Source organism: Paenibacillus aurantiacus (assembly GCF_042431225.1).
GTDB classification, from domain to species: domain Bacteria; phylum Bacillota; class Bacilli; order Paenibacillales; family Paenibacillaceae; genus Paenibacillus_Z; species Paenibacillus_Z aurantiacus.
The window spans coordinates 162163-180180 of sequence record NZ_JBHMDO010000033.1; the positions used below are offsets into that span (position 1 = coordinate 162163).

Consider the following 18018-nt stretch of genomic DNA (forward strand, 5'->3'; position numbering starts at 1 on the left):
ACCGGCCCCGCTTTTCACCTGCGACATGCGCGCATCTACCGGCATGAACTCCGAGCGGCTCCGCTCGATTGTTCACTCATCTCCGCTGCATCAGCTCCTGATATTCTCCAGGCGTCATCCCGTACGCCTGCTTGAATAGCGAGCAGAAGTATGACGTATTCGGAATTCCGACCTCGGCCGCGATCTGGGCAACCTTGCGTTTGCTGAGCCGCAGCTGCTCCTCGGCTTTCGTCATGCGAACCTCCGCAATGTATTCGTGAACCGTTTTCCCCGTCGCTTTTTTGAATACGACGCCCAGATGATTGGCCGACAGGAATGCCGCTTCGGCCAGCATCGTCACGCTAAGCTCGGTAGACCCGTATCTCGATTCCACGATCTCGCTGACCTTACGGATGACGAAATCGTCTTTGTTCAACCGTTTGTCTTCCATCTGCCGCATCCATTCGATCATGTAGCCACGAACGGCTTCTTCGATCTCCTTCAAGCTCGCATAAGCAAGCAGACGTTGAGGCCGAACCGGCTCCGGCAGCTCGTGCTCTCCTAATAGAAGACATAATTCCGTTAGGAGCGCGTTCACGATGGCGACCGTGAGTTCCCTTCCTGCGCCAGTCTCCGACTCGAACATCGCGAAGAGCTCGCCGGCGCGGTCCAGAGCTGCCTCCTGTCTGCATGCGGCGGCTTGAATCCGAATATCGCGCGCCGCCTCTTGGCAGGATCTCGCGAAGTCCGCTGCCCTCGGGGCGAAGGCCCGTTTGGCCTCCTCTTCCTCCGCCTCGCCGACATCGCCGTCAAGCCCGTAGAACAAAGCCCACTGGACGGACCGGCCTTGTTCCAGACTTTGTTGGCCCGCATGCTGCCTGCATTCCGCAACGACCTTCTCGACCGTCTTGCGCAGCTCGTCTTCCTCAATCGGCTTCAGCACATAATCCGATGCGCTGAAGCGGATAGCTTCCCGGGCAAAGCCGAAATCGTCGTACCCGGTCAGCACGATGATCCGCACGTCCGGCAGCTGCTCGCGTACCTGCTTCGCCATTTCAATTCCGTCCATGCCGGGCATGCGTATATCGGTGATAATAATGTCCGGCTCAACCGCCAACGCTTTCTCCAACCCGTCGATTCCGTCGACAGCGGTGTCCACCTTACTTATACCGAACATACTCCAATCCCAGAATTCGGCCAAGCCTTCCCGCTCCCAACGCTCATCCTCAACGATCAGCATTCGCAGCATGCCCATCCCCCTCTTCTTGCGGCATTCGAACCGTTACTACCGTACCGACACCCGGCCGGCTGTACAGCTCGAATCGGTGACGGTCCCCATAATAAGCCGACAGCCGCTGACGAATATTGCGGATCGCGTAGCCGCTTCCGCTTGATTCGAACGTCCCCCCGTTAATCGCTTGCAGACGTTCCGCGCTCATGCCGACGCCGTCGTCAATTACTTGAATGAACGGTTCCCCCGCTTCGAAACCCGTCTTGATGATCAAGGTGCCATGAGCGCGCTTCGGTTCGATCCCGTGCGCCAGCGCGTTCTCGACCAGCGGCTGCACGATGTTCTTGGCCGCCGGACAGGCGAACGTGCGCTCATCCAGCTCGTACACGACATCGAACCGGTCTTCGAAGCGGAATTTTTGAATTTGCAAATACGCCTTTACCATCTCGATCTCCCCGCCGATCGTCGACTCCGAACTGCCTTTATTCAGCACAAGCCGGTAAAATTTCGCCAACGCGTTCGAAATCCGCGTAATCTCCGGCGCTTCCGCCTTGCGGGCCGCCCACGAGATCGTCGCGAGCGTATTGTACAGAAAGTGCGGATTAATCTGCGATTCCAATGCCCGTAGCTCCGCTTCCTTCTCCATGATCTCGATCTTGTATACCTTCTCCACCAGCTCGTGGATGCGTCCGGTCATATGATTGAAGCTGATCGCCATCTGCGAGAATTCATCGTTCGACGTAACGGGCACGGAGACGTCAAGCGAGCCTTCTCTCACCTTCTTCATCGCGCGCAGCAGCAGCTTCATCCGGGCGAGCAGCTTCGTCGTCACGAAATAGACGAGCAGGCTCAGCAGCAGCAAGGCGAACAGCAGGATAAGGACCGTCGTTTTGATCGAGGAGATGACCTCGCCGTTGAAATAGCGGATCGGATAGACGCCGACAAGCCGCAGCGGGACGCCTTCGATCGGCTGCGAAATGACGATCGCGCGCTCGCCTCCCACTTCCCGGATTTCGCTCAACTTCCGATCGGACGGAAGCGCTCCGATGCCGAGACTGGCGAGATTTCTCTTGTACAACGCCGGTTCGTAGTTCGATACGATCATCCCTTGCGCGTCCGCCGCGAGCACGCGGCCGAACCCTTCGGAGACCGGCTCCTTCAACGCTTCGAAGAGCACGTCGCGCTTGACTTCGATCTCCAGCAGACCGGCCATGTTCACATAGCGGGAGGAGAACATTTTGCGATCGTACGCGAATACGTCTTCATTGCCCGCCACGCCGAACCGGGCGGACATCGTCTTCTCCTCCCGCAGCCCGCCCCAGTCGGTCTGCGCTTTGCGATCGCCAATGAAACCTTTATACTCCGGGTCGCCAGAGATTCGGGTCAAATGATAAAATCCGTCGTACAGCTCCGGGATCGTCTCGTTCGCCATGTAGATCCGTGCCGAGTGGATCGCGGCATTCTGGCGCATGATGTTCTCCAGAATCGGGAAGATCGTCGAGCGATAGTCCTCCAGCTGGAACGGCTCGTTCATGAAGACGCTGCCGAGGAAGGTTTGGATCCGGGTATCGAACGCGATAATCTGCGACAGATTCTCTACAAGCTGGATTTTCTCCTCGATGCTGGATTTGGTTTGCAGCAAATTTTGTTCCATGACGATCTGCGCCTGCTGGGTCGTGGAGCGCGTCGCCTGGACATACAGCAGGAAGCCGGTTACCACCAGCGATAAGGTCAATATCGACACGTAAATCGCGACGAATTTGGTCGTCACGCTGATGCCGTTCGTGAATCGTATAGGCCGCATGATGTCCTCCGCGCCTTTCGTAAGCGTTTTCTTCTCATTCTAGCATGGGGCCTTCGGACGAAGACAGCCTGCTTAATAGCGCATTTTTCAGGGGAGAACCAGTCTTTTTCGCAGAATCGGAAGGCGTTAGGAGGAGATGGAACGTGCAAAAAAAAAAAAAACCGCACGAGGCGGTTTTCGAACGACGTACGGATTCGCGTTACTTTCGTATCCATTCCCATCTGTCGCGAAGCGCGACCAGATCTTCCACGAATATCCGCATGAGATTGGGGCGACGCCTAACGGCTAACGGATGGTACGTAAATCCGATCGGCGTCCCCTGCCAATCTTGCCAGCTGCCGCGCAGTTCCTTGACCGTCGCGCCTTCTCGGTCCGGCAGCAGCGCTTCGGCCACGACATTCCCGAATCCGAACGCGATCAGCGGCTTTTTCTCCCCCTTCTGCATATGCAGATGCGGCGAACAGGCTTCCCGCGCGGCCGGCTTGTCGTAAGCGCGAATCGGTCTGCATTTCAGCAAATACGTGATATATACCGATGCCGTCTCGATTCCCGCTTCCCGCAATCCCCGCTGCAGCGTCTCGCGCGTCCCGCAGACGAAAGATTGACCTTCGCGATCCTCGCGCGCGCCCGGATTGTCCAAAATAAGCATGATCGGCGCGGACGGATTCCCTTCTCCCCATATCACTCGCGTCCGCTGCCCGGCCAGTTCGCAACGCGCGCACCGCCGTATATCGTGCGGCGCCGCTTCTTCCGGTAGTATTTCGAATTGTTCCGCCATAACGTCCGAATGCACATCCCTTCCTCTGCGTCAACAACCAGCATATCCTCTTACCGCCTTCCGTTAACCCTCTGAAGCGGCGAAAATCAAAAACGCCGTCCCCCCGGGGAAGGGAGACGGCGTGCGAGGCGGGATTTTGATCGGGGGGGCAGTCACGATTCGTCGGGGGGAACAAACGATACTGAACCGGGAGGAAGAGCAGTGCGACCGAACGTAAGAACAATAGCCATTCATCGGGAATATAGCGTGATGAGTCCTGGGCCGGATAACGATAACCCAGGTGTGCAACACCTCCTTAAATAACGAGCGGCATCATGAGACCGGCCCATGATGAACGAGCGTCTCGAACCAGGCGAGCGGGTCGCGCTCCTCGGTCCGCCATGCTTCGCCTTCCGCGAACAGACTCTTCTGCACCTTGATGATGCCGCTTCGATTGGCGAGCCGGTTCATTTGGTTATGCATCAGCTTGGAATTGCACAGCACGACGACCTGCTCGCAATGCGGAAGGAACCAGCGCTGCAGCTCCTCCCATTTGTCCGTAATTTCATGCTGGAACGCGATCGGCTGTCCGTTGATCATCATGCGCCGGTTGTCGACCAGCAGCTTGACTTTGCCGGGCGCAAGCCTCAGGCATTCCGCCTTCAAATCCACCGCAATTCGCTTGATCTCGTCCAGTCTCAGCGCCCCCGTGACCTGCCAAGCGATCAGGTTGTCCGCCGGGAGGACGCGGTAGTTGAACCGGTCTTGAATCGGCCGTTCCAGCTCGCTCTTCAGATGCGCGGAATGCAGCGAGAACCGTTCATGATCGAAAAAATAACTAATATCGATATCGAGCGTGTTGCAGAGAATCTCGATATTCTTGAGCGAAATATTGCGAACGCCCCGCTCCACCCCGCCGATATAGGTCCGGTCCAATCCGGAACGGGCGGCTAGCATATCCTGCGACATATTCGTGCGCAGCCGAAGCTCCTTCAGCCGCAAGCCGAAATCCTCCAAAATATTCATGGGGCAACATCCTTCTGTACGTGTTCTCCAAATCCGTATGTCCATCATAATCCGGACTGCCGAGCAAAGTCGACGGACTATGAGTATCATTTTTTCGGTGCGGACGACAAAGAAAGCTCGGCTATGTAAGGCGGCGAGTTGGAGGATCGCGAAGTGGCGGCGGATCGGTTGCGCGGAATAGGTTGCTGCGTCATAAGTCCCTCTCCTCTCGTTGGGAATGCAATTCCCCGCGCTGCTTGTCCGCTCAAAAGCAAAAAGCCGCGAAAATCGCGGCTTGGCTGCTCAGCATCGTACATGGTTATTCGCTTGTAGACTTGTATGGCGCTTAAGCCTCTTGAAGGGATTCCGCGTACTTCTTGAAGTTGTCCAAAATCGCCTGCCAGCCGGCTTGCTGCATGTCGGTCGGATTCGTGCCTTCCGCTTCGAACGATTCGATCACCTTGGTGGCATCGCCTTCCGGCACGAAGCTGATCTTTACTTGGCGGCCGTCGCCGATCGTATACGCGATCGTCTCGTGCAGGCTCACCTCGTCGTACGTGCCGCCGAAATCGAAGCCGAAGCTGCCGTCCTTCGCTTCCATGCGCGAGACGAACGTTCCGCCGACTCTGAGGTCGTTCTCTGCAATCGGCGTATGCCAGTCTTCGGACGCGTTGTTCCACTGCTTGATATGCACCGGCTCCGTCCATACTTTCCATACATGCGCGACTGGCTTGTTCACGATCGCTTCGACCGTAAGCGTGACCGGATTGCTAGTTCCCATAATATAGCCCCCTTAGGATAGTTGAGTGTCTATGATTGCTGCCATGCCGGCAGCAACCATTATTTACCTAAGTGATAGTATAGCATACAAGGAACGAGCAGATTTCTTTTCGTTTGCTAATTTTCGTTTAAGGTCGACGATTAGCGAGTGAACGCCATGCGTGCGTTCTCAATCCGATTGCTGTTTGATCGCGACCACGCGCAAGCGACTGATGTCGTTATACCATTGCCCTTCTATCTGGAGCGTGGCCGCCGCATCCGCTTCTATCGAACGATAGATGGACGCCTTATCCGACGGGGTGACATCGTGGAAGAAAATCGAGTCGAAACTCTCAAGCCACCGCTTAATGCCCTCCGGATGGTTGAACGGCCTAAGTCGGTTGAAATGCTGGGCCAGCGTGACGCGGAAGCCGTGGTGCTCCAGCAAACCTGCATATTCGCCGATGGTCGGCAAATACCATGGAATCCTGCCTTTTGGCGAATAGCCATGAGCGGTCAGCGCCCGTTCGATCGCGCCGGTCAACGCCGCCACATTGCCGCTTCCGGCGAATTCGGCCACGAACCGGCCGCCTGGTCGCAGCGCACCGCCAATGGCGCGAACAACGGCATCCGCATCTTGAATCCAATGGATCGCGGCATGGGAGAATACGGCATCGAAGGGCTCCTCAGCCTTGAATCGGCAAGCATCCGCCGTCTGAAACCGCAGCTGCGGATAGTTGAGCTTGGCCTTCTCGATCTGTCCTTCCGAGAAGTCGATGCCAAGCGTTATGGCGCCGGCTGCCGCGATGGCCGACGTTAACTTCCCGTTGCCGCAGCCTAAATCCAGGATTCGTTCCCCCTTTCGGGGGTGAAGCAAAGCAAGGATCGTCCCCTCGCCGGTGTCGCCGAAGTCCAGTTTTATCTCATTGTTCAATGTTCGCGTCTCCTTTGCAACCTCTCTGCACTTTAGGACGGCATTGAAGTTTGCGGTCACTTATTACAGACTTAATATGTCTATAATATCTCCATAAAGAACATCGCGTCAACCTTCATCGAGATTGTAGCCGAAATCCGCGCAGCAGCCGATCGAACGGCTTCACCGCGACAAGCCGGCGATAGATGACGTACCCCAACGCGCCGCCGAGGCTATTCGCAATCAAGTCGTTGATATCCGTCATTCTGCCGCTTCCGACGGCGACCCGGATCGCTAATTGACTAAGCTCGAAGACTAGACTGACCCAAAACGCGGCATATGCGACCTGCCCTATACTTCCGTTCGACCCGCGCAGCAGCGGCAGAGCAAGGCCGAACGGGACGAATAAGACCATGTTGAGCAGGAATGTCTTCGCGTCCATCGTTAGCAGCGGGATCCACTGAATCGTGCTGTACCACGGGGTTAGATTCGCATATTCCCCTATATTGACTTCGACCGGGAAGAAGACGAAATGAAGCGTTCCAATGGCATATGCGGCAAAAGCGGTCAGCAGCGCCGATTGCCGGATCGAATATCGTTTGGCAACGAACGTACGGGTCATAATGACGGCGAACATCACGATGGCCAAAGGCAGCAGGACATGCCAGGATTTTATTGTGAACATGACGGACATCGGTCGGACAGCTCCTTTGATTAATGAGCGCCGGGCAGCGAAGTTCACTTCGCCGCCCGGCTCTGCATTCGCGTATTGCTTTAGCGGACTGGCGTAAGCTCTACGCGAACCTCCAGGTCTTTCAAATATTGGTCGTCCTTGACGTCCTCTGCGAAGTCGTCCTTGATGACGAACGGCTTCAACGTTAAGAATGCAGTCGTTCCATGCGTCGAGGCGAATCGGCGATCATAAGTGATCTTGTTGCCCTCCAGGATGCCTTCCCCGTTCAGTGCGGCCAGTCTGCGGCCCTGGTCGTCGAAGACGGCAATGCCTATGCGAGTTAATCGTCGCTCTTCCTTTTGCGTCAACTCCGTCGTCTTTTTGAATTCGAGCGATGTCGAGATTCGAGTCGTAACCGGCGTCACGCCTACTTCCACAACCCGGAATTCGAATTCGTCATTCGCCGTTGCGAGATTTGGCGACACTTCGATGCCCGCTTGCACTGTTTTACGGAATGGAATATCGACAGTGAACTCATGGTCGATGCCGTCGAGCTTGATCGTCACCTTGCCTTGGAACGAATCGGGAGCATCGCTTGGTTTCGCGTACGGCAGCACTTGCTCGAAAACAAGCGTATTCGGATAGTCCTCGCCCGCCTCGCCAAAGAACAAGCCGCCCGCCTCGTTCAAGCTCGAAAATTCGCCCGCGCCGGATTCCCCCGTCAACACGACTTGTTCGATCGCGTTGCCGAGCTTCATCGTCTTTCGGCCATTATCGTAGACGCCCTCCTTTAAGTTCGGCGACTCGATGGTCAGCAGGAAAGCGGCGCGGGCGCCGTCATAGATCGTATCCGTCACCTTCAACTTTACGTTCTCATGCGTGACCTCCCGGTTGGCGGCAGCGAACAGCCCTTGTTCGCCTGCCGTACGAAGGCCCGAATCCCCCTGCAAGGTGCTGAATATACTGCCGATTACCGGAATGTCACGAATAGAGTCCGCGAGCGCCGGAGACGCGAAAGCGGTAGCGAATACTCCGATGCCGAGCACCGCCGCAGCCGCTGCGGAAGCCGTCGCCAATCGCAGCCGGGACCATTTCGACCGAGGCGCTCGCTCCGACTGCTTGCCGATTACCGCGTAAGTTTCGTCAAGTCGGGCCCGCACACTCGGCGACATCTTCATATGTCCCTTTTCCATCCCTTTCAATGCCTTCTCGATTTTAGATGTTTCCATAGCTCATCTTCCCCTCTCGAAATGTGGATAGTGAACGTTGAAGCGTATCTCTGGCCCGCAGCAATCGCATTTTTGCCGCGCTCTCCGAAATATCAAGGGCCAGCGCCACTTGGCGCAGCGGCATATCTTCGTAGTAATGGAGGATAACCGCGATCCGCTGAGGTTCATCCAACCGATCGACCGCTTCCCGCAAATCGACTTTCGCGTATTCGTCTTGCTGCGAGGCTGCGGGCGGCACTTCCGACACCACGTCCGCGCGCGAGCGCAGCGCCATCAGATTGTGACATTCGTTGATTAGAATCCGGAATATCCACGTTTTGAAAAACTTCGGCTCTCTCAGCGACGTTACGGATTTATACGCCTTCAAGATCGTTTCCTGCAGCGCATCCGCCACATCCTCGTCTTTGCTTACGATTGATTTGGCCATATAATGCAGAGAATTCTCCAGCTGCTTGACGAGGTCGATAAATGCGCCCGCATCGCCGTTTACCGCTTTGGCAGCCAGCTTGGTCATGTTCATTTGACGCGCTCCTTTCGCTTTGCTCTTTTGTATTGCTATTAATTAGACCGAACAGGTCTACAATCGGTCACTTTTATAAATAAAATCGTCTGCGCCTAGGATAACACAGGTACCTCCTCAGGTTAGTAAGCGTGCTTGTTCCAACATAAAAAAGCAGCCGAATGCCGGCTGCTGCACGTTAAGTCCCCTCCTATTTGACGGCGATATAAATGTCCACTTGGCTGTTCTTCGGATCTGCGGCACGATGGTCATATACCTCGAAATCCGCAGTGAACGCGCGCTCGTTGTCCTTGGACCATGCCCATATCGCCTGCCATGCTTCGACCACTACTTCCGGGATGGGTCCCGTGCGCGTCGTGAACACGACGTACTTCTGTTCAGGGATAACGAAGGTTTGCCAAGGGGCTGCTGCTTGCTTCTCGATCTCGGCCTTTGCCCCTAACGCGTAAGTATAAGCCCCTGACTCGTCCGATTCATAATCGGTGTACAGAGCCAAAATCGTATCATCCTTCCGATGTTCAATCTGTTGTAACACTTGATCTCGGAAGAAGCTCTCCCACTTCGCTCCAATAACACCCTGTCCGGACATTTCGGCCGCATTGGTCGTACGGGCAGACGTGCCGACGAACGTAAATCCGGATTGTTCGTTCACTTCGGCTTTTGATAACAAATTCGACATCATAGCAGCCTCCTAGCAAGATTCATAACTTCATGATTCTTATCTATGACGATGATCGCCTGCAAAATGTGACAGCGATATTTGCATTCCCGCTTCCACAGGTCAAAATTGCAAGTTCAACGCTTTAGCCCATCATCGATGATCATACCGCTCGCGGAGCTTGTACGCCAAATTCGCGACTTCGCCTTCAGGCGGCATAGGCAGAGGTGCTTCCACGCCGCCTAATCCGATCAGCACATCCTTCAACTCTCGAACAAAAGTTTCCGCATTTAGATTGGGGTCAACGGCCAACTCGGCGATGCTGGCCATACTAGCCGGGACGATCCGCGGATAATCCAGGCCCGTGTGCCCGCCGCCTGCGATCGCATAAAATCGCTCCGCTACGCCGGCCAGCTGCCGGCCGCTCCCGCCTGCGACAACGAACGCCTGCACATTGACGGCTCGTACTTGCCGCCGCTGCGCGATGCCGCAGAACTTGCGGCCGGCCACGGCGACATCGAATTCGCCGGGACAATAGGCGCCTGCGATCTCGCCGGCTTCCGCGTGGAGTTCCCAAGCGGATAGCGTCACGGACAGCAGCCGCACCATGCGAAGGAAGTCGGCCCGGTGTTCCATTCTGCCGTCTGAATTCGGCATCAGCAAGGTGACGTTCACGACGCCGTCGTCCAGCGGCACGAACGCGCCGCCCGAATTACGCACGCCGACGGACCATCCCTCATGCTCCAATTCCCGAATGGCGTCCTCCGCGTGCGGCAGTCTCCGGTCCCGTGTACCGAGCACAGCGCCGCGGCGATGCCGCCAAATGTGTACCCCAGGCCCCTGCTCGCCTCTCCCGATCTCCCTACCCAGCCATTCCTCGTATGCGAACGGCTTCAGCACGTCCCCCTCCATCGGCACGGCTGATCGGTCCCAAATGCGGAACGGCTGACCGGTTTTCGATAAATCGAAGATTCCATTCCTCTCCTGATGCTGCATCGCTTGGCTGTCCTTTCCGATCACGATCCGATCGTTTTGATTTGTAGTATCACTATAACCTTTTCTTCTGCCCTAGGACTAGCGCCAGACGGCGCCAGACAGGCAGAAAGGCGGAAAATCCGTGAAGTTCGGTTAAAATTCCGTGATCTTTCGGTTCAACCGACGCGTGCCTAATCGAATTTCTTATAATTAGGGTGCATAAAGTTTAAATGGCTGGAGGATCGCGGTATGTCCGAGATTACAAGAGTGTTGGCGAGGGCGCAGTTGGCCGAGGAGTACGAAGCCGAGGGCGAACGCGCCGCGCGAGTCGCAGCAACGCCGAGATCGTTAAGCGAGCAAGGGGCTTTGCTCGTCGTCGCTTGCTACAAGTGGGATCATCAGCTGTTTCTGTATTACGAATGCGTAGACGAACTGATTCCTCCTGAACGCGTCGTTCCCGAGCTAGCCGCATATTTGGAGGATTGGCCCGGAGAGGACAATAAACGCAAGTGGATACCGATGATCGACGTGTTTCATTTCAACGAACCGGCATCCCTTGCGCATTGGCAGCGCAATGCGCCAGTCGAACGACGCGTCGGGCGCGTCGCCCGCCTCCTGCCGGATATGGCGGCCAGCTACATTTACTTTCATTATCAGCTTCAAGAGGAACGCGCCTTCCTTGGTCCGAAGTATGAAATCATCGCGATGCACGAGAACGTGCTGTTCGGCTATCAAGAATTCCCCGCCGTCGTCGAGGAACCTGCGCTGCCGAAGAAACTGTTAACGAGCAGCACGCCTTCTAACTGGGAGGAGAGCCGAATGGACTTGCATTTCCAGCCATGGCCGGATGGCCACCTGTACTTTAAGCCGGCGCAGGAACTGTTCGCGCATACGTCGAAGGATTACGGCATGCAGCAAGACAATGAATGAGCGCCATCAGCTCATAGACAAAACCGCTACCAGCCCTGCCCTACTAATCGCCCTATAGGAGGTACATCCGATGTCCGTTGGAGTATTAGCTCATTTGTTCGGCTGTTTGCCTTACCGGGAGCTCGCCGAGAAGGTCGGCTCAGCCGGATTTCGCCACGTACAGCTCGCCTTGTGGAAAGCCGTTCGCGATGTCGACTTCTCGCAGCCCGGCAAGTTGAGCCCTGGATTGGCCGCATCGATTGCGGAGGAATTCGCGAAGCATGACGTGCGGATCTCCGTTTTGGGCTGTTACTTACACATGTTCGACCGCGACGAAGAACGCCGCCGCGTGAACATCGCTCGGTTTAAGGAGCTGCTTCGCTACGCGCCTTTGCTCGGCTGTCCGACCGTCGCCTTCGAGACGGGCGTTAACCCGGGAGGCGATTATACGGACCAGGACTGGACCGTTATGCGCCGGACGCTCGAAGAACTGGCCGAAGAAGCGGAACGCTGGGGTACGTTCATCGGCCTGGAGGCGGCTAATGGTCATCTCGTCGGGACGGCGCCGCAGCTCCACCGGATGCTCGAAGAAGTGCCATCCAGTTCGATAGGCGTCGTGCTTGACCCAGGCAATCTGTTGAACGACGATAATTTCAACCAGCAAGACGAAGTGATCGAAGAAGCTTTCCGCTTGCTAGGCAGCCGCATTATCGCCTGCCACGCGAAGGATCGCCTGCCTGGATCCGACGGTCGTATCGTCACTGCCGCCGCCGGATTCGGTCAGATGAACTATGCGCTGTACATGAAGCTGCTGCGTGCGTGCAAGCCAGGCGTCGACATCATTATGGAGGAAGCTTCCACGGCAGACATGGCTGCGGTGAAGCGATTCATCGAGAACGAGTACGAACAAGCAGACAGCCATCAATCGACGATGTAAGCAAATACGTTCAGAAGATACGCGTTCGCGATCGAAAAGGGGCAGCCTCGTCACCGTCAATGTTACTGACGGCGGAGGCTGCCCCTTCTTCATAATTTCAAGCCCATGACCAGACCGATGGATGGCATCTATAGCAGTAAGATCGTAGCTCCAATCATCGGCGTGATGACCATGCATGTCTTCAGCCACACGGCCGGCACCCGCTTCGTGAATTTCGCGCCGACATAAGAACCGGACATCGTGCCGACCACGACGGCGATCAGCAGCGGCACGTCCAAGAAGCCCATCGTGAAGTATCCTGCCCCTCCGGCTAACGCGATCGGAATGATGACGAGCATCGTCGTGCCTGCCGCATACCGCATCGGCAACCCGAGCAGCAGCATCAAGCCCAACTGAATGAATGGCGTGGAGCCGATCCCGAACAATCCAGACAACGCCCCTGTTACGCCCCCGACTATGACCGCGTTTATCCAGTACCCCCATGTCGGAACGATAACGGGCTTCCCGGTTTGGGCAGCTTTGTTCCGCATGAATGCCAGTCTGAACCAAAGCGCAAGTCCCGAGGCGAAGAGCATGCCGGATGTCATCCAGCCGAGCTTGTCTTCAGGAATGAGCGAGGACCAGCCGGAGCTGAACCAGGCCCCGAGCGCGCCGGCTGCGCCGACGACGATGCCCGTCTTGAACACCATGTTGCCTTCCCGGTAATGGCTGACCGATCCAGAGAATGACGAGAAGAACATTGCCGCGAGCGCCGTGCCGAGCGCCGTATGAATCGGATAACCGAATACGACGGTCAGGATAGCGATTATGAACCCCGACCCGCCCGCGCCGACGAAACCAAGGAGCAGCCCGAGCAAAATCATAACAAGAGAAATTTCGACTAGCTGCATGAGCGGACCCTCCATACTTGGTGTGGAACGCCCGCGCCGGCTGGCTCCGGCAGGTCCGTGCGCACGCGGCTTACGCGGTTGAATACCATCGTCGAGCGCTCCGAATCGTATACGGGCCAGGCTGGCAGCAGCGTCACGTTCGGATTGCCGGTCTTCGCGAAGGCAACCCAAGCCGCCCGCATGCCTCGCGCTAGCGGATAATCTTCGGGATCCACCCTATGCGGATCGTCGGGATTGATTGCCGAATCCGCATTTTGCGGGCCGTTAATTAGACTGCCTTCATAGCCATGGATCGCGCCAAGCGGGCCGCCGCATTGGAGCCGGTACATCCAGACCGAGGCGCCGGCATCGGCTGCCGCGGCCGCAAGCTGCATCGCGCCGATCGTGTAGAGATGCTCGGACAACGTTCGGCTCCACGCTTGGGCGGAAGGAAGAATGTCGTTATATTGAACGAAAGACTCCCATACGATTGGCGCGCTCGTGCCGAACAAGCGGCCGGCTATCTCCAATGATGGCGGCCAAAGAAGCGGGTCGCCTTGGATGAAACTCGCTGCTTCGTCTTCGTTCGTTCCGATCAGGAGCGGGGGCAGATGGCTGCGGGTGCCTAAGCTCCCTAGCGGTTCGGTCGGTATGACGCTTCCGTCCGCCACCGGCCCGAACATGTGCAGGCTGCGCGACGTATCGAAGCCGATTGCCGACTGCGCTTCGATTAGCCGCTCGGCTGGCAGCTCAAGCAGACGATGCGCCTGGGAACGCGTTATGCCTAACTCGTCCAGCAGCCTCATCGTAGTCGTGTTCGCGGTGTGCCGATCTCTTATCGATTGCGTGGCCCCGCTCTGCGCGATCACTCCGCGAAACAATCCCCGCGCAGCGTCCATCGCATACAGCGTTGCCGCGCATTTGGCGCCAGCCGAGTTGCCGATGACGGTCACCTGCGACGGATCGCCGCCGAAAGCCGCGATATTCCGCTGCACCCATTGCAAGGCGGCCACAATATCGAGCATGCCATTATTGCCCGATGTTCCATACTCTTCACCAAGCAGCTCGCCTAAATACAAAAAGCCGAGCGTCCCAAGACGATAATTAATCGAGACGAAGACGAATCCATCCTCTACCGCGTATCGCAGCCCGTCGCACTCCGCCCCTTTGCCTGAGACGAAGCCGCCACCGTGGATATAGACCATGACAGGCTTCAGCGCTGCGGAAGTCCCGCTCGTCCAGACGTTCAAATTCAAGCAATCCTCAGACTGCGCAAGTTCAGGCATGAAGCCGTTCGGCACGTTCTTCTGCGGCGCGATCGGTCCAAAACGGTCGCATGTCCGAATTCCCCGCCAAGCGCTGACCGGCATTGGCGCCTTGAATCGCTGCGATCCAATTGGCGGAGCGGCATAGGGGATGCCTCGGAATACGTATGCCCCGTCCAGGGCGATCCCCTGAACAAGCCCCGAGCAAGTTTGTACTAGCATGGTCATCTTCTCCTGTTGTCGGTTTGTGACCATTATAGCTTCCCTTTGCCATGTACCCTAATATATATTTATTTATGTCCGCCATAACATATAGGTTATATCCATACAAAGGGAGAACTCGCAATGGAACTGCTGCAATTGAAATACTTTCAGACTGCGGCGCGCCTGCAGCATATGACCAAGGCTGCACAGAGCCTCCATATCTCGCAGCCCGCGCTCAGCAAGATGATCGCGGCGCTCGAAGCCGAGCTTGGCGCGAAGCTGTTCGAACGAACGAACAAATCGATTCGCTTAAGCGAGCATGGAAAGTTATTCCTTCACCATGTGGACATCGCGCTGCAGTCGCTGGAAGACGGCAAGCTGCAGCTGCAGGATGCCGTGGGCGCTTCGTCCTCCTTCATCACGCTCGACGTACGCGTCTCGTCCCATCTGCTGCCGGATTTGCTGGCCGAGTTCCGCAAGGAATACCCGCAAGCGCAATTCCATCTGCTGCAGCACGCCGCGCTCTTGAAGGAAGGCATGCCGCAATCCGACTTATGCTTATCCGACGGCGCCGCCCCGCCTTCCGAATCGTCCGTCTCGCTGCTGGAAGAAGACATCGTCGTCGCCGTTCCCGCCGGTCATCCGCTTGCTAGCCGCGAACAGGTCAGCTTGAAGGAGCTGAAGCAGGAAAGCTTCATCACGCTACCGCCTGGCAAATCGCTTCGAGAGACCACTGACGCGTTCTGCCGTCTGGCCGGGTTCACGCCGCGCATCCGGTTCGAGAGCGACGATCCGGCTACTGTACGCGGTCTTATCCGCGCGGGACAAGGCGTCGCATTCCTGCCAGCCATCACATGGGGCGGCTCCACTGGCCCCGGCGTCGTCCAGCTGAAGCTTGCGGAAAGTTACTGCAAACGTTCGATTTCGCTATCGTGGCCGAGCGAGCGGTACATGACGCAGACAACTGCCAAGTTCCGGGATTTTACGATCCGGTACTTCGCCAAGCTCGCCGAAGCGTACAAGCAAGAGACATAAGCCGGAAGCGTAAAAGGCTCTCGCGGCTGCTCCTTACTAAACTTCGCTGCCAACGGATTCAGCCGTGATCTCCGCTTCCCGCTGAAACTTGCCCCATACAATGGTTATCACTTCCTCAAAACTCTGAACGGGTCTGTGACGATAAATCAACTACTAGCACTAGATCCGTACTTCAGAAGGAGAGAGAAGGATGATAACAAAGCTTAGAAGCTTGCGGTTCAAACTGACGCTCACGACCCTGCTGCTTACGTTGGTACCGCTCGTCAGTCTGGCGTCGATCCAAATGGGCCAGTTCAAAAGTCAGCTGACCGACAGCATTAACAAACAGGAAATCCAGCTCGCGGAGAGCAATGCGGCGGCGACCGATCGCTGGCTCAATACGAAGATCGGTGCGCTGCAGCAAGTGTTGAAGAGTGTCCCGAACTTCGGCGCAATGGATTTCGCGGGGAAATATAACACCCTGCAAAACGTTGCGAAGACCGATCCAGAGGTCGCGTTGGCAATTCTGACCGATGCCAACGGCTTGATCCCGGCCGCCGACGGAACGGTGACCAATGTATCGGACCGCGAATATTTCAAGAAGGCCAAAGAAACGAACAAACCGGCAGTCAGCGATTTGCTCACAATCAAGGGTACGGATGAAATGGGCGTATCGGTTGCGGTGCCTTACTTTAACACGAGCAATCAATTCCAAGGGGTACTAATTACGGTCGTAAGCGTGGAAACGCTGAAGAAACAATTCGAGCAAATTAAAGTCGAGGAAACGGGCTTTGGTTTATTATTGTCCGAAACCGGCGTGAACATGTATCATCCGTCCGAGGACGTCATCAACAAGACGTACAAAGAAACGCTCAAGAACGACAGCGCCATTCGCGTATTCGACCAGATCCTGACCGAACAGCGCGGCGTCACAACGTACCTGGGCAACGAAGGCGAGAACAAAATCGCCGCCTTCTCAACCGTATCGGCGACCGGCTGGAAAGTCATGGTCACCGTGCCGGAAAGCGAAGCCTACCATGATTTGCGCGCATCGATCAGTAATACGTTCCTGCTCATCGTAATTACAACGCTTGTGGTCGCGGGCATTTCGATCTTTGCCGCAGGTTTTATTTCGAATCCGATCAGACGCCTCTCCGGTCATGTGAACGTCATGGCTGATGCGGATTTCACGCATACGCTGCCTGACAAGCTGCTGAAGCGCACGGACGAAATCGGTCACTTAGCTCAATCGCTTGACAAAATGTCCGGATCGGTTCGCGAAGTGCTTGGGCAAGTCGTAGACGAGACGACGAGCGTCAAAGATAACATCACGCGCTCTTCGGCTAACATGAGCGCCTTGGCTTCCCAAGTCGAGGAAGTGTCCGCTACGACGGAGCAAATGTCGGCCGGCATGGAGGAGACTGCGGCGATGGCGCAGCAGATGAACGCGACTTCTACCCAAATCAAAGACGCTGTCACTACGATCGCCGTGAAGGCTCAGGACGGTTCCTCCCTGGCCGACGAAATCTCGGACCGCGCCGAACATTTGAAAGAGTCTGCGGTCGCTTCGCGCAATACCGCGCAACATATACACGGCGAAATCCAAGCCGATTCGATTGAAGCGAACGAACAAGCCAAGGCCGTCGAGCAGATCCACGTCTTAACGGACTCGATTCTCGAAATCACGGCTCAAACAAATCTGCTTGCGCTTAACGCGGCAATCGAAGCGGCACGCGCCGGCGAAGCGGGCAAAGGCTTCGCCGTCGTGGCTGACGAAATTCGGAAGCTGGCCGAGAACTCGGCGAAGACGGCTGGCGAGATCCAGCATGTGGCTAGCCAAGTCATGAGTTCGGTCAACGCCTTGACGAAGAGCTCGGAGAAAGCTTTGGCGTTCATCGATACGACGGTCATCCGGGATTATAACGCGATGGTGGCTAACGGCGAACAATATTACAAGGATGCGGAATCGATTCAATTCCTCGTCACGGATTTCAGCGCGACGGCGGAGCAGCTGCTCGCCTCGATCCAGAATGTGGCGCAATCGATCCAGGAAGTATCCGTCTCTAATAACGAGAATGCGGAAGGCACGCAGAATATCGCGGAGAAAACCTCTGAGATGATGGGGCAATCCGAGAAGCTGACCGATATGATGCGGCATACGGAATCAACCGCGGCAAAGCTGCTGCAGGCCGTCTCCAAATTCAAAATCTAGCGCTTGCTTGTTCCCGTTGAGCGCAGCACAAAAGGCATTTCGGCGAACGACGCCGAAATGCCTTTTTGGCGCTTTTATCACATCGTCGTTTCCTCTAACCGAGCA

At 56.3% G+C, this 18018-nt stretch carries 18 protein-coding genes; 4 read left to right on the forward strand and 14 right to left on the reverse strand.

Annotated features, from left to right (window positions below):
* Window positions 1-76: 76 nt before the first annotated feature.
* From ACFFSY_RS19660 to ACFFSY_RS19715, 12 genes are all read right to left on the reverse strand, one after another.
* Window positions 77-1228, reverse strand: coding sequence for a response regulator transcription factor (locus ACFFSY_RS19660; RefSeq protein WP_377497177.1), 1152 nt, complete (start codon window positions 1226-1228; stop codon window positions 77-79).
* Window positions 1206-3014 (reverse strand): cache domain-containing sensor histidine kinase, encoded by a 1809-nt coding sequence (locus tag ACFFSY_RS19665; RefSeq protein ID WP_377497179.1) that lies wholly within the window; start codon window positions 3012-3014, stop codon window positions 1206-1208. Before ACFFSY_RS19665 ends, ACFFSY_RS19660 begins: the two co-directional genes overlap by 23 nt.
* 199 nt (window positions 3015-3213) lie before the next feature.
* Entirely contained in the window at window positions 3214-3699 is a 486-nt protein-coding gene (locus tag ACFFSY_RS19670; RefSeq protein WP_377497181.1) for a uracil-DNA glycosylase, read from the reverse strand.
* Window positions 3696-3836: a hypothetical protein gene (locus ACFFSY_RS19675; protein WP_377497183.1), complete on the reverse strand. Its 141-nt coding sequence runs from the start codon at window positions 3834-3836 to the stop codon at window positions 3696-3698. Before ACFFSY_RS19675 ends, ACFFSY_RS19670 begins: the two co-directional genes overlap by 4 nt.
* Before the next feature lie 268 nt (window positions 3837-4104).
* On the reverse strand, window positions 4105-4797 hold the full coding sequence (locus ACFFSY_RS19680) for a helix-turn-helix domain-containing protein (protein WP_377497185.1): 693 nt from the start codon (window positions 4795-4797) through the stop codon (window positions 4105-4107).
* Window positions 4798-5122: 325 nt separating this feature from the next.
* Window positions 5123-5557: an SRPBCC family protein gene (locus ACFFSY_RS19685; RefSeq protein WP_377497187.1), complete on the reverse strand. Its 435-nt coding sequence runs from the start codon at window positions 5555-5557 to the stop codon at window positions 5123-5125.
* A 168-nt stretch (window positions 5558-5725) separates the two neighbouring features.
* Window positions 5726-6469: a class I SAM-dependent methyltransferase gene (locus ACFFSY_RS19690; protein ID WP_377497189.1), complete on the reverse strand. Its 744-nt coding sequence runs from the start codon at window positions 6467-6469 to the stop codon at window positions 5726-5728.
* A 115-nt stretch (window positions 6470-6584) separates the two neighbouring features.
* On the reverse strand, window positions 6585-7142 hold the full coding sequence (locus tag ACFFSY_RS19695) for a VanZ family protein (RefSeq protein WP_377497191.1): 558 nt from the start codon (window positions 7140-7142) through the stop codon (window positions 6585-6587).
* 80 nt (window positions 7143-7222) lie between these two features.
* Entirely contained in the window at window positions 7223-8350 is a 1128-nt protein-coding gene (locus tag ACFFSY_RS19700) for a DUF4179 domain-containing protein (RefSeq protein WP_377497193.1), read from the reverse strand.
* On the reverse strand, window positions 8337-8870 hold the full coding sequence (locus ACFFSY_RS19705; protein ID WP_377497195.1) for a sigma-70 family RNA polymerase sigma factor: 534 nt from the start codon (window positions 8868-8870) through the stop codon (window positions 8337-8339). The genes ACFFSY_RS19700 and ACFFSY_RS19705 overlap by 14 nt, the downstream gene beginning before the upstream one ends.
* 190 nt (window positions 8871-9060) lie before the next feature.
* The gene (locus tag ACFFSY_RS19710; RefSeq protein ID WP_377497197.1) at window positions 9061-9552 is read right to left on the reverse strand and encodes a GyrI-like domain-containing protein; all 492 of its coding nucleotides are present in this window, start codon (window positions 9550-9552) and stop codon (window positions 9061-9063) included.
* Between the two features lie 129 nt (window positions 9553-9681).
* Window positions 9682-10524: a lipoate--protein ligase family protein gene (locus ACFFSY_RS19715; protein ID WP_377497199.1), complete on the reverse strand. Its 843-nt coding sequence runs from the start codon at window positions 10522-10524 to the stop codon at window positions 9682-9684.
* Between the two features lie 228 nt (window positions 10525-10752).
* On the opposite strand from ACFFSY_RS19715, the gene ACFFSY_RS19720 reads away from it, so the two are divergent.
* Window positions 10753-11433 (forward strand): hypothetical protein, encoded by a 681-nt coding sequence (locus ACFFSY_RS19720; protein WP_377497201.1) that lies wholly within the window; start codon window positions 10753-10755, stop codon window positions 11431-11433.
* 70 nt (window positions 11434-11503) lie between these two features.
* Window positions 11504-12349, forward strand: a complete 846-nt coding sequence (locus tag ACFFSY_RS19725) for a sugar phosphate isomerase/epimerase family protein (protein WP_377497203.1) — start codon at window positions 11504-11506, stop codon at window positions 12347-12349.
* A 128-nt stretch (window positions 12350-12477) separates the two neighbouring features.
* Here ACFFSY_RS19725 and ACFFSY_RS19730 read toward each other — a convergent pair whose 3' ends face one another.
* Together ACFFSY_RS19730 and ACFFSY_RS19735 are read right to left on the reverse strand one after the other, a co-directional pair.
* Window positions 12478-13239, reverse strand: coding sequence for a sulfite exporter TauE/SafE family protein (locus tag ACFFSY_RS19730; protein ID WP_377497205.1), 762 nt, complete (start codon window positions 13237-13239; stop codon window positions 12478-12480).
* Window positions 13230-14705, reverse strand: a complete 1476-nt coding sequence (locus ACFFSY_RS19735) for a carboxylesterase/lipase family protein (protein ID WP_377497207.1) — start codon at window positions 14703-14705, stop codon at window positions 13230-13232. Before ACFFSY_RS19735 ends, ACFFSY_RS19730 begins: the two co-directional genes overlap by 10 nt.
* Before the next feature lie 123 nt (window positions 14706-14828).
* On the opposite strand from ACFFSY_RS19735, the gene ACFFSY_RS19740 reads away from it, so the two are divergent.
* Entirely contained in the window at window positions 14829-15722 is an 894-nt protein-coding gene (locus ACFFSY_RS19740) for a LysR substrate-binding domain-containing protein (RefSeq protein WP_377497209.1), read from the forward strand.
* A gap of 190 nt (window positions 15723-15912) precedes the next feature.
* Window positions 15913-17913 (forward strand): methyl-accepting chemotaxis protein, encoded by a 2001-nt coding sequence (locus tag ACFFSY_RS19745; protein WP_377497211.1) that lies wholly within the window; start codon window positions 15913-15915, stop codon window positions 17911-17913.
* Window positions 17914-18018: the final 105 nt, after the last annotated feature.